The sequence below is a fragment of the Sphingomonas sp. BK069 genome, assembly GCF_014193405.1.
Lineage (GTDB): Bacteria > Pseudomonadota > Alphaproteobacteria > Sphingomonadales > Sphingomonadaceae > Sphingomonas.
Window position 1 is genome coordinate 20333 of the sequence record NZ_JACHZH010000018.1, and the last position, 13588, is coordinate 33920.

Sequence of the window (13588 nt, forward strand, 5' to 3'; positions counted from 1 at the left end):
ATGGCAACGCATCCCGATCGCATCGTACCGCTCTCTCCGCCCCGGCCGACCGCGCGCAGAGATGCCGGTTTCCTGCTCTATTTCGGCCTGCACATGGCGGGCTTCCTCGCCACCACGCTGCTGATGACGTGGGGCGTGTTCGTCCTCTTCTTCCTCGTGCTGGGCGGCTTCTCGCTCGATGGCATGATGAACCACCTCGAGAACATGACCAGCCGCTACCTCGCGGCGGGCCCCGCGCGCGTCGACCAGTTCAAGATCACCGTCGGCATCGTCCACATGATCGTGTCCGGCGCGCTCATCCTCTTTCGCCGTCACGCCATCCTGCCGCGTGACCCGGCCGCCAAGGAGCCGCGCGCATGACCGACGATAACGAGATGGGTGCGTCGGGTGCGACCCCGGCCGCCGCTGCGGCTCCCGCGCTCGCTTCAGCAGCTATCACCCCAGCGCGCCGCGCGGTTTTCGCCGGCTACACCGCGCAGCAGCTGCTCCTCGGCGCGGCTCTCCTCGTAGCGCTGGTCTGGGCGATGTGGATCACCAAGGCAGTGACCGCGGAGAAGCCGCAGCACATCGTCAAGGCGGACTTGTCCAACATCGTCGGCGAGTACGTCCAGGCGCAGGCGCGCAGCGCGACCCCGCCCGAGCAGGTGCAGGCTCAGATGCGCACCTTCATGGCGTCGCTCGACGGCGAGCTGCAGCGCCGGGGCGCGGCTGGCCAGGTGGTGCTCGTCGGCGAGGCCGTGCTCTCCAAGAGCGTGCCCGACATCACCGCCGACGTCGCGAAGGCAGTCTATGCCTCGGGCGTGAAGGTGCCGCAGGCCGCATCGCCGAACCAGATGGGGGCGATGCTGCGCGGCCAGGCGCCGATCGCCCCGGTCGCGCCCGCCGCGGCTCCATCGCCGGTCGAGCTCGCACAGGCGCCGACCGCCGTATCACCGGACTCGCCGTTCGGACCGAAGCCGACGGCTGACGCGGGCGTTGCAGCGCCTGCGCCCGACATGGCGGCTCAGGGCGCCAGCGTCTCGACCTTCGGTGGTCCCGGTGGCCAGTAAGGCGGCGACCCTCCCGGCGTCGTCGGCCGGCGAGCGCTTCCGGCCGCGCAAGCGGCTGTGGGCGGCGCTCGGGCTCTTCACGGTAGGTGGGCTGTCGCTGAATGCGCTGGCGAGCTGGCGCGAGAACCACGCGCTGCTCATCAACTCCTCGCAGTCGCTGCCCAACTGGGCCTTCGTGATCCACAAGACCGCGACGCCCGCACGGGGCGAGTACGTGTTCTTCGTGCCGCCCAAGGCGCCGCTGGTGGTGCGTCACTTCGGCGCCAAGAAGCAGATGTTCGGCAAGATCGTCTACGGCATGCCCGGCGACCTGGTCGAGCACCGCGGCGCCGACGTGATCGTCGCGGGCAAGCTCGTCGCGCACATGAAAGCCGTCAGCAAGTTCGGCGAGCGCCTCGTGCCCGGGCCGACCGGCGTGATCCCGCGAGGCTGCTATTTCGTCGGCAGTCCGCACAAGGATGGCTTCGACAGCCGCTACGCCGCGATCGGTTACGCCTGCACCGCCGCGATCGTCGGCGTCGGGAAGCCGATCCTGTGAAGCGCGCGCTCGAGTCCGTCGCCATTGTGGCGCTGCTCTCGATATCGCTGACCTCGGCGACGCGCGCGCGCGATCACGGCGTGGTCGGCCAGGTCTTCCCGATAGTGGAGCCGGACCTGCTGGCGACGATCGAGGCCAAGCTGCAGCGCCTGCAGGCCGAAGGCGAGATCGACCGCATGAACGCCGCCTTCGCCAAGCGGACCGAGGCGCGCGTGCGCCGGCCCAAGCCGGTCGCAGGGATCACGCCGGCGTCCGAGGCGCGGACCTGGGCCTACGATCCCACGATCACAATCGAGCGCGACGTGCAGGACCCGAAGGGCAATTACATCGCGCGCCGCGGCCAGACGGTGAACCCGCTCGACTTCACCGCGGTCAGCCAGGCGCTGGTTTTCGTCGACGGCGACAACGACGCCGAGATGGCGTGGGCGACCACGACATACAGCGACCTCAAGGCCAAGATCATCCTCGTGAGCGGCTCGCCCATCGACGAGATGACCCAGCGCCAGCGCCGCTTCTACTTCGACCAGGAGGGCCGGCTGACCGGCAAGCTCGGCATCCGCCACACCCCCGCGGTCGCCGTCCAGGACGGCCGGGTCATGAAGCTCTCCGAGATCAAGCTGAAGGGAAACAGCTGATGCCGCTCTGGCTCGACATGATGAAGACGCCGATGGCAGCGCCGGAAACGGACGAATTGCGCGGCATGCGCCGGACCTTCCAGGTGCTCTGCGTCGCCTCGGCGCTCGGCGTTCTGTCGATCAGCACGCTGGTGCAGCTGTTCGGCCGGCCGGCGTCGTTCGTGGTGGCCGCCCTGCTGGCGGTAACCGCACTCCACACGACGCTCTACGTGTTCCGCAAGAACCGCGCCGACAACGCCTTCCTTGCGGCTGCCGTGTCGGAGGAGGCATGAGCAGTCTTCCGCCCTTGAACGACCAAGCTGCTCTCAAACGGCTGCGGGCCTTCGAGGCCGTTGTCGTCTGGCTCGGGTGGTACAACGTTATCCATCTCACCTTCGTGTGCGTCGTCCTGCTTCGCCTCATCGCGGAGCGTCTTGGGCTGGCATCGCCTGAGGTCACCATCAGCACGTTGACGATGATCGGCGCCCACGCGGTCGTGCTGCTGGTGGCATACGTGTGGGCGAGCCGTCGCTTGGCCGCCGCGCGGAGTGCCCGGTCGTGAAAGCGCTGCGCCTCCTCACTCTCGCACTCGTCGCGTTCGCCCTGTCGGCGGTGCTGAGCCCGCGCGCGGAGGCGCAGTCGAAGTGCACCGGCAAGTTCGTCAACCCGATCACCGATGTCTGCTGGTCGTGCCTCTTCCCGCTCTCGGTTGGCGGGCTGAAGATCTGGCCGAGCAACCGGCCTGACACCGACAACCCAAACCTCCCGGTATGTGCCTGCGGCTCGCCGGTGCCGCGGATCGGCATCGCGGCCGGCTTCTGGGAGCCGGTGCGCCTCGCCGACGTGTCGACCAAGCCGTGGTGCTTCGTGAACCTGGGTGGGACCAAGATCTCGCCCGGCTTCGACATCGGGCAGGGTCAGCTCTCGGGCCCCTCGCTGACCGGCGGCAACGGCGCGAACACGTCCAAATGGCATGTCCACTGGTACGTCTATCCGCTGCTCTATTGGATGGAGATCCTCGCCGATTTCGCCTGCTTCGAGCAGTCCTCGTTCGACATCGCCTATATGACCGAGGTCGACCCGCTCTGGCAGGATGACTCTCTCACCGCGCTCATCAACCCGGAAGCGGTGCTCTTCTCTTCGCCGATCGCGCAAGCCGCGTGCGCGGGCGATTGCATCGCATCCACCGCGAAGCTGCCGCTCGATGCGACCTTCTGGTGCGCTGGCTGTCAGGGACCGATGTACCCGGTCAACGGCAACATCGCCGCCTCGATCGGCCACGTGCAGGCATCGCGCCTCGCGCTCGCCCGCTTCGCCTTCAAGATCCACCGTGAGGGCCTCGCCTGGGGCACGATGGGCTCAAAGGGCCTGTGCAACAAGTATCCGATGCCGGTGCTGAAGAAGCAGCAATACCGCGTCCAGATGACCAACCCGATCCCAACCGTCAGCGGCAAGGCAGCATGCTCGCCGCTCGGCGCGTCGACGATGCCGCCGCAGGCAGGCCGCTCCTACCCCGTGAAGGGCGAGGACATGGGCTACCTCGTCTGGCGCAAGCGCAACTGCTGCGTGCTGTGAGGAGACCCTGATGCGCCGCTTCCTCCTTGTCGCTGCCGCGATCGCCGGGCTCGCCGGCATCCAGGCCATTGCGCAGACGGTCGACGGGCTCGACCTCGAGGCGATCAAGCGCCGCTCGGCCGCCATGCAGGGTGATGCCGAGACCTTCGCCGCCCAGGTCCGCAATCGCGGCGATGCCTTCCGCGAGGAAGCGATTGCGGTGCAGACGAAGGCGACCGGCAACCTCACCGAGCTCGCCAAGGCCGACCTGCCGATGAACGGCGACGGCGCGTTCGACTTCGACGAGATCATCAAGGGCGCCAGCCAGAACGTGTCGTCGACCGGTCGCGGTGACGCGCCGCAGTTCATCGCCTTCGCCAGCCTGTCGATGCCGGTGCCGGCGCTTCGCCAGCTCATCGCCGACACGGCCAAGGCGGGCGGTGTGGTCGTTTTCCGCGGCTTCCCGAATAATTCGATGAAGGCCTTCAGTGAGGCGCTGAGCAAGGTCGTGACCGAGAAGGACCAGCTCTCCAACGTCGGCATCGACCCGCGCCTGTTCCGCGCCTTCGACGTGCAGGCGGTCCCGACCTATGTCGCGGTCTCCTCCGACTTCGACCTTTGTTCCGGCCTCAACTGCCGCACGGCAGTGCCGGCGTTCGACCGCATCACCGGCAACGTGTCGGTGCGCTATGTGCTCGACACCTTCGTCGACGGGCGCGGCCCCGGCGCCGGCGTCGCCTCCGTGGCGCTGCGCAACATGGGCAAGGGCGCGTAGGTGAAGCGCCTCGCCGCCTCGCTCTTCCTCGCCGTCATCGCGGGCGGCGCCAGCGGCGTCATCGCGCAGACGACGATCGAGCAGGCGCGCCAGGAAGGTAACGCCATGGCCAAGGCGATGGCCGCGGACGAGAGCCTGCTGCCCAATGACGCGAAGTTGCAGGAGCTGCCCGGCTACGGGGGCACCGACCTGCCCGAGAAGGTCTATTTCGACGATCCCGACAAACTGACGATGGACGGCAAGTCGGCCGCGCCGACCAACGATGCCTACGGCACCGTCGTCGACAAGGCCGGCACCCGACCGAGCTTCAGCAACGCCGAGATCCTTGCCGCCACCTCGCGCGGCACCGCGATCGAGACCGATCCAGACACCTACCTCGGCGGCCAGGACCTCAGCGGTTCGAACGGCACCTGCACCGCGCTTCCGCCCTCGGTCGGCTCGAAGGGCTATTACGAGGCGACCTGCAACAAGGGCTCCAAGGTCACCCAGGCCAACGAGACCTGCCGCGGCACCATGGTCCCCCACGTCGTGAACACGTCGCGCTGGTTCTACTACGGCGCCACGCCCGACAAGCAGGAGGCGATGGGCTTCGCGCGCAACAGCACGATGCAGGCAAAGGTCGCGGCCGGCGTCTGCCGCGCGGAGCCGGTCTCCAAGCACGTCTGCGACGCGCAGATCGACCTCGGTGCGGGCGGCACCAACGTCGAGGACTACCGCAAATACTGCAAGAGCAAGCAGAGCGGCACCGCGCAGCTCTACTCCTGCTCGACGGAGATCCCGCAGGGCGAGATCCCGTTGCACTGGAACTTCAAGGCCAACACCGTCTTCGTGAAGAAGGAAGGCGAGACCAGCGTCTCCGTCACGCGCAGCGAAGGCACTTGCCCTGCGCTGGCCGCGGACACTAGCTGCACGGCGCAGACCGCTGAGGTCTGCACCGAGGGTCCTGAGACGCGCACGATCGAAGGGGTGCCGGTCACGCAGAGCTGCTGGGCCTGGTCGCGGACCTTCACCTGCCAGCGCATTCAGCCGGCCAGCGACTGCAGCTCGCTCGACGCCAACGCGCAATGCAAGTTCCTGCGCGACGAGTGCCTCGACGATCCGCAAAACGGTGCGTGCAAGGTGTCGCAGCGCGTCTACAGCTGCCCGCTGCCCGACGATCCCGCATCGACCGACAAGCAGTACGTCTGCGGCAACGACGTCTACTGCATCAACGGCGATTGCGAGCAGATCGAGCGCGAGGCCTCGACCGAGTTCAAGGACGCGCTGGTGGCGCTCCACGCGATCGGCGACGCCGGCGCGCAGTTCGACCCCAACAACCTGACCGTCTTCTCCGGCGAGCGCGGTACCTGCAACAAGAAGATCTTCGGCGCGTCGAATTGCTGCTCGGGCAAGGGCGTGCCGCTGTTGACGCCGTGGCTGTGCAGCTCGGCCGAGAAGCAGCTCGACGAGAAGGACGACAAGGGGCTCTGCCACAAGGTCGGCTCCTATTGCTCGGACAAGGTGCTCGGCATCTGCGTCACGTCGAAGGACGCTTATTGCTGCTTCGGCAGCAAGCTTTCCCGCATCCTGCAGGAGCAGGGTCGCCAGCAGATCAACAAACCATGGGGCAAGCCAAAGGACGAAACCTGCAAGGGCTTCACCATCGAGGAGTTCCAACGCCTCGATCTGTCGAAGATGGATTTCTCCGAAGTCTACGCCGAGTTCATGGACGCAGCGAAGCTGCCGGATGAGGTCAGCGTAATGACCGACATTCAGCAAAAGATTCAGGGGTATTATGACCTTCACGGGGGCAAACGATGACACGAGCGGTCCGGGGGGACCGTGCACCGTCGACATGTCGGTGCTCGACCTCGCGATCTTTCTGCGGATCCACCGCTCGTCGCGCGGGACATCCGCCGGCGAAGTCGCGCAGACGATCGGCCACTGGTTCCAGTGCGACGTCGATCCCGGCGAGATCGAGCGGTCGTTCCCACGCTTGGTCGACGCCGGCTGGCTGGTCCGCCGCCCACCGGCATGCGCGCCACGATCAAGGGCCGCAAGCACGGCCGCAGTCACCTGCGCGGGATCGTCCGCATGCTCGATCAGGGCACCAAGATGCTCGACGTCGCGCGGATGATGTCGGTCCTTCAACTCGCAATGATTGAGCTCGACGGGGAGCATGACGATGAAGACGATCAGGGGTAACCGCCGCGGCCGCTTCGCCGCTACGCTCCTCATGCTGCTCGCCGCGGCCGCGCCGGTCGCGGCGCCCGCGCAGTCGCTGGATCTCCAGTCGGCCGCCATGGCGGACGCCGGCGACGACGATGCCACCGACGACCAGGCGCAGCCGGAAATCCTCGAGGCGAGCACGGCCGCACCTGCGCAGGGTGGTGACTTCTACTGCGGCCAGCGCCGGCTCGGACAGTGGTTCTATTGCGAGCGCCCCAAGGCACCGCCGAAGACGCCGCAGGCCGCGCAGCAGGCGCAGGCGTCCGCGACCGACCGCATGAAGGCGATCACGCGCCAACTCGACGAGCTGAAGAACCGTGCCATCCTCGAGCCGACCGAGGCCAACGTTATCGCCTATGTCCGCTATCAGCGCGAGCAGCTCGATCGCGCGTCGACCTTCTCCGACACGTGGCAGCGCGCGCTCTGGCAGAATCCCGACATCGATTACACGCTGCAGCGCCCTGTCTCGACGCTCGGCAAGCGCGCCTGGTCCGACAACCGCAGCGCCACCCGCGACCAGATGCTCGAGCGCCTCGGCCAGCGCTACGGCATGTTCTACTTTTTCGCGCAGAGCTGCGCGGCGTGTGAGGTGTTCTCGCCGATCCTTCGCTCGGTCGCCGACAGCCACCGCATGACGGTGATGGCCGTCTCGACCGACGGTGGGCCGAGCCGCTCCTTCCCCAACTACGTCGTCGACAGCGGCCAGCGCCAGCGCATGGGCGTGCCGCTCGCCACGCCGGCGCTCGTGCTCTTCGACACCGTCACCCGCAAGACCGTCCCCATCGGCTTCGGCGTCATGTCGGCCGACGAGATCATGGAGCGCATCTTCATGCTCACCAACACCAAGCCCGGCGAGGACTTCTGATGTCCACTCCCTCCCCCCGCCCCTCTCGCATCCGCTTGCTACTGCGGCGATCCGCCGCGGCGGTCGCGGTGCTCGGCGCCGCGAGCATGATCCCGGTCGACATCGCGCGAGCGGACGTCGCCGGGCAGATGAACAGCTTCTTCCAGGATGCCGGTGGTGCGGCCAACGTTACCGGTCCGAGCGCCTATCAGGGGCAGAGCGCGGGCTATTACTCGATGGGCAACGTGTGGACGCGGTTCCCGCAGAAGAGCGTGGAGGTCTACAATTTGCAGCTGCCGAGCGTCCGCGCCGGCTGCGGCGGCATCGACATCTTCACCGGCTCCTTCTCGTTCATCAACGGTGCCGAGATGGTCGCCATGATGAAGGCGACCGCCAACAACGCACTCGGCTTCGCCTTCCAGCTCGCCATCGACAGCGTCTCGCCTGCGATCGGCAAGGTGATGGAGAACATGTCGAACAAAGCACAGCTGCAGAACCAGATGAACATATCCTCGTGCGAGGCGGCACAGGGGCTCGTCGGCTCGGTCTGGCCGAAGATGGCTGGTGCACGTTCGACCATCTGCGCCGCGGTCGGCAACAACCAGGGCAAGTTCGCCGATTGGGCGCGGTCTCGCCAGGAGTGCGGCGCGGGCAACAAGACGGACTCGACGCTGGCTGCCAATACCGACCCGAAGATGGCGGAGCACATCCCCGGCTCGGCCCGAAACTACACCTGGGATGCGATCCAGCGTTCGAACAAATTCGGTACTATGGATACCGCCTTTTCCGAATATCTGATGACCCTCGTCGGCACGATCGTGACCAACCCAGAGGGGAAAAACGGTCCTGCGGTGGACTTTTACGGTCCCGCCGAGGAGGCGCTTGTCACGGCGCTGCTGGACGGCACCACCAGTGCCGGCACGACGCCACTGGTGATGTTGAGGTGCAAGGATGAGCTCAAGTGCCTGGAGATCGACAAGCAGCCGCTTCAGGTTCAGGAGGGCCTTCGCAGTAAGATCCACAAGCTGATCGAGTCCATCAACTCGAAGATCCGCACCGACTCCGCGCTGTCGCTTGAGGAGCAGCAGCTGCTCAACATGACCTCACTGCCGCTTTATAAGATGCTCGCGGTGCAGGCGATGGCGCACCAGAGCTTCAACCCCGGCGAGACCAGCGCCCTTGCCGAGATCGTCGCGGTCAACCTGCTCGCGGCAATGATCGACAATATGCTCGATCGGATCAGCCAAGCGGTCGTCCAGGTTCAGGCGCCGGATGCCGAGATGGGTAAGATGTGGCGCGACCAGCTTAGCGCCGCGCGTGAGCGCTACGCGCAGCGCGACTTCAAGCTGAAGGACACGCTCAACCAGACGATCTTCCTCATCAACAAGTCGGTGATGCTCGAGTCGACGCTGCAGAACAGCATGTCGCCGGCGATGGCAGCATCGCTCAACTTCTCGCGCGGGCTGAACGCGCAGGGCCTCAACTAAGGACAGCGAGCGATGGTCGAGGTCTTCACGATTGGTGGCGGCGAGTACATCGTCAACACGTTCAACGCGGTCGCCGCGTGGACAGGCGGAGGCGGCTATCGCGCGCTGCTGCGTGTGGTGATGATCCTCGGCCTGATCTACACGCTCATGTCGGTCGCGTTCACGATGAACTGGCGCGTCTGGATGAACTGGTTCCTCGGCTCGACGCTGATCTACTCGTGCCTCATGGTGCCGACCGTCAGCGTGAAGGTCACCGACCGCATCAACCCCTCGCTGGCACCGGCCACGATCGCCAACGTGCCGCTCGGGCTCGGCGTCATGGCGAGCTTCACCAGCCAGGTGGGTGATTGGCTGACGCGCACGGCCGAGACGGTCTTCACGATGCCGAGCCAGCTCAACTACTCGACCAACGGCATGGTCTACGGCGCGCGCCTGTTCGACGCGACGCGCAATTTCGAGATCCGCGACGCCGAGTTTGCGACCAACCTCTCGGCCCACTTCAAGAGCTGCGTTTTCGGCGACATCATGCTCGGCCAGAAGTCGATGACCGACCTCGCCAACGCCAAGGACCTCTGGGTGGCGATGGGGCCGGGCTCCGTCGCCCGATCGCAGCCGTGGGTGACGCGTGAGGGCATTGCGGTCACCACCGACATCATCATCTGCAACAACGCCTACGAGAAGCTCTCCGGGCAGTGGCAGTCGATGATCGCGGCCAACACGCCTATCTGGTCGAAGCAGGCGTACCCCAAGCTGTCGACGTCGGTTGCCTCGGCGAAGCTTCGCGCAGACGTTCCCATCGTCAATCAGGCCTTCACCGCGGCAAGCCCCAACTTCGAGGCGGTGATGCGCCAGAACACGGCGATCAACGCCTTCATGCAGGCGCGTGACGGTATGGCGGGCGGCCCGGGCGCAGCGTCGATCGACACATTCGCGACGACGCGCGCGGACATCCAGGCGCGCAACACCTACAACTCGATAGCGCAGCAGGCGATGAGCTGGGTGCCGATCCTCAATATCGTGCTGACTGTCGTCTTCTACGCGATGTTCCCGGTGATTTTCCCGCTGTTCCTGATGCCGCAAACGGGCGTTGGAGCGCTCAAGGGCTACCTCACCGGCTTCTTCTATCTCGCCTCGTGGGGACCGCTCTACGTCATCCTCCACATGATCTGCATGACACGCGCGACAATCGCCGCGAAGGGCGTCGCGGAGGGGGGCATATCACTCGGGACGTACGCTGGTATCGGGGCCGTCAATGCCGAGACGGCGACGATCGCCGGGTTCATGCTGATGAGTGTGCCTTTTCTCGCTGCCGGTCTCGCCAAGGGCGCGATGAGCATTTCGGGTCAGGCCACCTCCGTCCTCAATCCGGCGCAGAACGCTGCCGAAGCCGCTGCTGCGGAGCAAACCACAGGCAATTACTCCTACGGCAACACCAGCTTCGCGAGCTCAACTTCCAATATGCGCCAGAGTAATCAGTGGCATGACAACCCGGCCTTCTCCTCCGGTGCGGGCTCATTCAGCTTCCTGCGAGATAACGGCGCTTCTCTAAACAGCTTCGGGGACGGCCATACTAAGTACGATACAAGCAAGGCGATCTCGAGCCTGCCGTACAACGCGTCTACCGTGCAAACGGCGATGGCAACGGAAAGCCGTCAGGCTGTGATGGCAGCTCGGATTGCGGATGGGTTTGAGCAAGCAAGCCGTACGGAAACCCAACACCTTGAAGCTCTACGTAATGGTCATACGTGGTCCAGCGGCACGACGACGGCCTTCGGCTCGAGTGTCGGAGGTCGGGGCGGGTCAACCACTTCTGTCACCGATGCTCGGAGCATTCGCCAAGGTGCTTCCGTTGAGGCGAGAGAAGCGTCAGGCGCTGGCACCAGGCACAACTATGAGGAAGGCCAAAACTACAACAGTTCGGGGCAATGGTTTGCCGGTGGATCCATGGGCGTAAGCTTTGGTGGTTCAGGCGGAGGCAAATCCGGCGCTGGAGCCGAGGGCGAAAAGGCGCCTAAGGCGCCCGGCAAAGGAGGTGTCGTTGGAGCTGTTATCGGGGCCTTGGGTGGTAAAGCAGAGGCCAACGCGGGTTATAATCGGACCTGGACGAATTCCGATGTCACCAGTGACACGAGCGACACAAATCAATCGCACGACAAAACGATTGCTGCCACTGGCTCCACCGGATCTGACCACAACGTAGGAACCAGCATCGGTCATCAGGATGGCAGCTTCTATCAAACCGATAAGAGCGTCCGATCGGAACAGGGTGAGGCGAGGACACGAGCGATTGAAGAATCGCTCAGCAAAATCCAGTCTTACAACGAACAGGCGCGTCACTATCGCGAGCTTTCGCAATCTCTTGAGCGGCACGCCAGCTTTTCAGAAAGCAACGGTTTCAACCTGTCCCAGGATCTTAGACAGGACCTTGCCACCTGGTACGACAATGAAGCAGCTCATGCGCCAAAGGGCACTATGCCCGGCCTATGGCAGACCGATCTCGACACGGCTCGAGAAGGGCTTCGCAATGCGGCAATCGGCAAATGGGCTAACGAACGCTCAGGGCGGATTGAGCGAGATATCCAAGCTGCTCTCGATAATCCCGCTCTTGCAGGCCTCCAGGTTCCTGAGGTTGGTAGCGCCTCGGACGTAAAAGGCCGCTACAGAGGCGGCTCTATCGGCACTGCTCACCCGGTCGCACTGGACCGTCCAGATGACACCCCGGTCCGTGACGCTGTTACGGCTGGAGCCGTGGAGATCGGCTTAGATCAAAGGCGTCTTCAAAACGTTGCAACTGCAGATTTCGCACAGGCGCCTAAAGGAGCAGCGAGGGAATGATTTACCCAAAGATTGTAGCGACTGCGCCGCAGGCTATAAACGTTGCGATACAGCAGGCGGCTACTATTTGCACTCTCCGCTCGAACGACGCTCGACCGATTGGCGCAGGCGCCGAACCTCTGGTGCCCGCCAGAGGGTCCATTTGCCAAGTCCCATTGCCAAGACCGGGCGTCATCTTCGAGTCAAACATGACGGGTTGACGATGATCGATTTTCACGGCGCACCTCACCGGGCGAAGATATAGTGCGATGAGCAAAATGGCAATGAGATCAAGGCCGTCGCTGACCGGGCGCACAGGCAGCGAGTCTGTCGATCCTACTGCAAACGTCGTATTTATTCTCTCGTGGTTTCTTGTAACGGCTGTCGGCCTAATGCCCTTGGGCGAGGCGAGTCTGCATAGATCTCCGTCAATCACACTGCCGACCATTTCAGCTTTTTTGATCGCCGTCGGCAGCGGTATCACTCTCCGACGTCGGTACTCTTGGGTCGGAGTTGTGCTGCATATCTATGGACAGATTGCGATTTGGTTGTCCATGTTTGTTATGTCGTTGGCTGAGGTCCTCGCGTTGGTTGGCTCCTGAAAGCCTCCGGCCGAGATAGCGGCCGCTTGATGTCTGCCTGTTCGACTACGTTAAATCGCCTCGAAGCTTGGCGATGGCACATACGGATGCGCCTGCCGCACGATCTCAGCCGCCTTCGCGATAGCTTCCAGCTCGGCCGGCTTCCCTTTCGGATCAATCCTCCAGTTAGACCGTGGATGGAACACTACCGGCAGCGCGATCACCTCGCCGATAAGCTTCTTCCAATATGCCTCGGTTTTGCCCGCCGCGCCGGCGAGCAGATGCGCGAGGAGATCGCGAATGTCGTCGGTGCTCTCCGGCGCGTCGTGCTTGGCCATGCGTCATGGTACCTCGCACTGAGGAGACGCGCGATAGATTGCACCAAGTTGGCCGCTACCGCTCGTGGCGCGGAACAGGGCCGTGTGGCGACTGTTCTGCCGATGACCGACGCCGACCCCCTAGCGCCTGGTCCGATTGGCGCCCCGCTGCTCCCTTCCCCCCCGAGGCAGCGGGGCGCCACTCACCTGCGGTCTCTCAGTCTTCGGCATCTGCTTTGCGCGCGCGACCTCGCTCGGTGGTATCTCCCCGTTGGGCAAGCCGCTCCCAATTCGCGGCCGCTGCCAGATGCCGCTCCTGCACACGCTCAAGGGTCGTCTCGGCCGCGGCGCGACGCTCAACCTCTGCCCTGTTTCGGCAGAATGTAGCGGATTCCATCATGTTTGTTCCTCCCACGTTACAAACGCGTACGAGAGGAACTTGGTTCGCCTGATTTGGATCGAGACCGTCTTCAGGCGTTTTGAGCTTACCCAACCAGAGAGGCCACCTGTGAGCGACACCGCCGCTGTCAACGTCAACGAGGCTACCGCCGAGGAGCTGGACGCGATCCCGGCGCTGAAGGGCCACGGGTTCGAGATCGTCCGCTATCGCGGCGAGCGCGGCCGCTTCACCGATTTGCGGCAGCTCGACGAGGTGCCCGGACTGACTGGGAAGGCCGACGATGGTCGCGCCGCGCTGACGGTGGGCGACGCTTAGGGTCAGGACTCGTTGATCACAGCCAGAAGATGACAGTGGCAGCGAGCGCGATGGCGGAGAAGAATGCGGTTGGGCAGCGGTCGTAGCGGGTC

General features: G+C 64.6%; 15 protein-coding genes. 14 read left to right on the forward strand and 1 reads right to left on the reverse strand.

The window, feature by feature from the left end; translation table 11 throughout:
- The 13 genes from FHY02_RS22190 to FHY02_RS22250 all read left to right on the forward strand — a co-directional run bounded on the left by FHY02_RS22190 (position 1) and on the right by FHY02_RS22250 (position 11904).
- Positions 1–360: a hypothetical protein gene (locus FHY02_RS22190; RefSeq protein WP_183926466.1), complete on the forward strand. Its 360-nt coding sequence runs from the start codon at positions 1–3 to the stop codon at positions 358–360.
- A complete protein-coding gene (locus tag FHY02_RS22195) occupies positions 357–1049 on the forward strand; it encodes a type-F conjugative transfer system protein TrbI (RefSeq protein WP_260173081.1) in 693 nt (230 codons plus the stop codon). The genes FHY02_RS22190 and FHY02_RS22195 overlap by 4 nt, the downstream gene beginning before the upstream one ends.
- Positions 1039–1587 (forward strand): S26 family signal peptidase, encoded by a 549-nt coding sequence (locus FHY02_RS22200; RefSeq protein WP_183926468.1) that lies wholly within the window; start codon positions 1039–1041, stop codon positions 1585–1587. The genes FHY02_RS22195 and FHY02_RS22200 overlap by 11 nt, the downstream gene beginning before the upstream one ends.
- The gene (gene traW / locus FHY02_RS22205) at positions 1584–2222 is read left to right on the forward strand and encodes a type-F conjugative transfer system protein TraW (protein ID WP_183926470.1); all 639 of its coding nucleotides are present in this window, start codon (positions 1584–1586) and stop codon (positions 2220–2222) included. The genes FHY02_RS22200 and traW overlap by 4 nt, the downstream gene beginning before the upstream one ends.
- Entirely contained in the window at positions 2222–2494 is a 273-nt protein-coding gene (locus tag FHY02_RS22210; RefSeq protein WP_183926472.1) for a hypothetical protein, read from the forward strand. Before traW ends, FHY02_RS22210 begins: the two co-directional genes overlap by 1 nt.
- The gene (locus tag FHY02_RS22215) at positions 2491–2763 is read left to right on the forward strand and encodes a hypothetical protein (protein ID WP_183926475.1); all 273 of its coding nucleotides are present in this window, start codon (positions 2491–2493) and stop codon (positions 2761–2763) included. Before FHY02_RS22210 ends, FHY02_RS22215 begins: the two co-directional genes overlap by 4 nt.
- Positions 2760–3776, forward strand: coding sequence for a conjugal transfer pilus assembly protein TraU (gene traU, locus FHY02_RS22220; protein WP_183926477.1), 1017 nt, complete (start codon positions 2760–2762; stop codon positions 3774–3776). The genes FHY02_RS22215 and traU overlap by 4 nt, the downstream gene beginning before the upstream one ends.
- A gap of 10 nt (positions 3777–3786) precedes the next feature.
- The gene (gene trbC, locus FHY02_RS22225; RefSeq protein WP_183926479.1) at positions 3787–4530 is read left to right on the forward strand and encodes a type-F conjugative transfer system pilin assembly protein TrbC; all 744 of its coding nucleotides are present in this window, start codon (positions 3787–3789) and stop codon (positions 4528–4530) included.
- Entirely contained in the window at positions 4531–6330 is a 1800-nt protein-coding gene (locus FHY02_RS22230) for a conjugal transfer protein TraN (RefSeq protein WP_183926481.1), read from the forward strand. It begins immediately after the preceding gene.
- A gap of 213 nt (positions 6331–6543) precedes the next feature.
- On the forward strand, positions 6544–6714 hold the full coding sequence (locus tag FHY02_RS22235) for a hypothetical protein (protein WP_183926483.1): 171 nt from the start codon (positions 6544–6546) through the stop codon (positions 6712–6714).
- A gap of 31 nt (positions 6715–6745) precedes the next feature.
- Positions 6746–7603: a conjugal transfer protein TraF gene (locus FHY02_RS22240; RefSeq protein WP_409322872.1), complete on the forward strand. Its 858-nt coding sequence runs from the start codon at positions 6746–6748 to the stop codon at positions 7601–7603.
- 68 nt (positions 7604–7671) lie between these two features.
- A complete protein-coding gene (locus tag FHY02_RS22245) occupies positions 7672–9069 on the forward strand; it encodes a conjugal transfer protein TraH (protein ID WP_409322874.1) in 1398 nt (465 codons plus the stop codon).
- A gap of 12 nt (positions 9070–9081) precedes the next feature.
- Positions 9082–11904 (forward strand): conjugal transfer protein TraG N-terminal domain-containing protein, encoded by a 2823-nt coding sequence (locus tag FHY02_RS22250; RefSeq protein WP_183926487.1) that lies wholly within the window; start codon positions 9082–9084, stop codon positions 11902–11904.
- 631 nt (positions 11905–12535) lie between these two features.
- Here FHY02_RS22250 and FHY02_RS22255 read toward each other — a convergent pair.
- Positions 12536–12802 carry a hypothetical protein gene (locus tag FHY02_RS22255; RefSeq protein WP_183926489.1) on the reverse strand — a complete coding sequence of 89 codons (267 nt, stop codon included), beginning with the start codon at positions 12800–12802 and terminating at the stop codon, positions 12536–12538.
- 487 nt (positions 12803–13289) lie between these two features.
- Here FHY02_RS22255 and FHY02_RS23225 point away from each other — a divergent pair, with 487 nt between their 5' ends.
- Complete coding sequence (locus FHY02_RS23225) at positions 13290–13496, forward strand: helix-hairpin-helix domain-containing protein (protein WP_183926491.1); 207 nt, start codon at positions 13290–13292, stop codon at positions 13494–13496.
- Positions 13497–13588 lie beyond the last annotated feature (92 nt).

What these genes read in the sequence shown, in the direction of transcription:
- FHY02_RS22255 (WP_183926489.1), bottom strand. Translation starts at nt 12,802, where the DNA reads ATGGCCAAGCACGACGCGCCGGAGAGCACCGACGACATTCGCGATCTC.
- FHY02_RS22240 (WP_409322872.1), top strand. Translation starts at nt 6,746, where the DNA reads ATGCTGCTCGCCGCGGCCGCGCCGGTCGCGGCGCCCGCGCAGTCGCTG.
- FHY02_RS22215 (WP_183926475.1), top strand. Translation starts at nt 2,491, where the DNA reads ATGAGCAGTCTTCCGCCCTTGAACGACCAAGCTGCTCTCAAACGGCTG.
- FHY02_RS22210 (WP_183926472.1), top strand. Translation starts at nt 2,222, where the DNA reads ATGCCGCTCTGGCTCGACATGATGAAGACGCCGATGGCAGCGCCGGAA.
- FHY02_RS22190 (WP_183926466.1), top strand. Translation starts at nt 1, where the DNA reads ATGGCAACGCATCCCGATCGCATCGTACCGCTCTCTCCGCCCCGGCCG.
- FHY02_RS22250 (WP_183926487.1), top strand. Translation starts at nt 9,082, where the DNA reads ATGGTCGAGGTCTTCACGATTGGTGGCGGCGAGTACATCGTCAACACG.
- FHY02_RS22235 (WP_183926483.1), top strand. Translation starts at nt 6,544, where the DNA reads ATGCGCGCCACGATCAAGGGCCGCAAGCACGGCCGCAGTCACCTGCGC.
- FHY02_RS22195 (WP_260173081.1), top strand. Translation starts at nt 357, where the DNA reads ATGACCGACGATAACGAGATGGGTGCGTCGGGTGCGACCCCGGCCGCC.
- trbC (WP_183926479.1), top strand. Translation starts at nt 3,787, where the DNA reads ATGCGCCGCTTCCTCCTTGTCGCTGCCGCGATCGCCGGGCTCGCCGGC.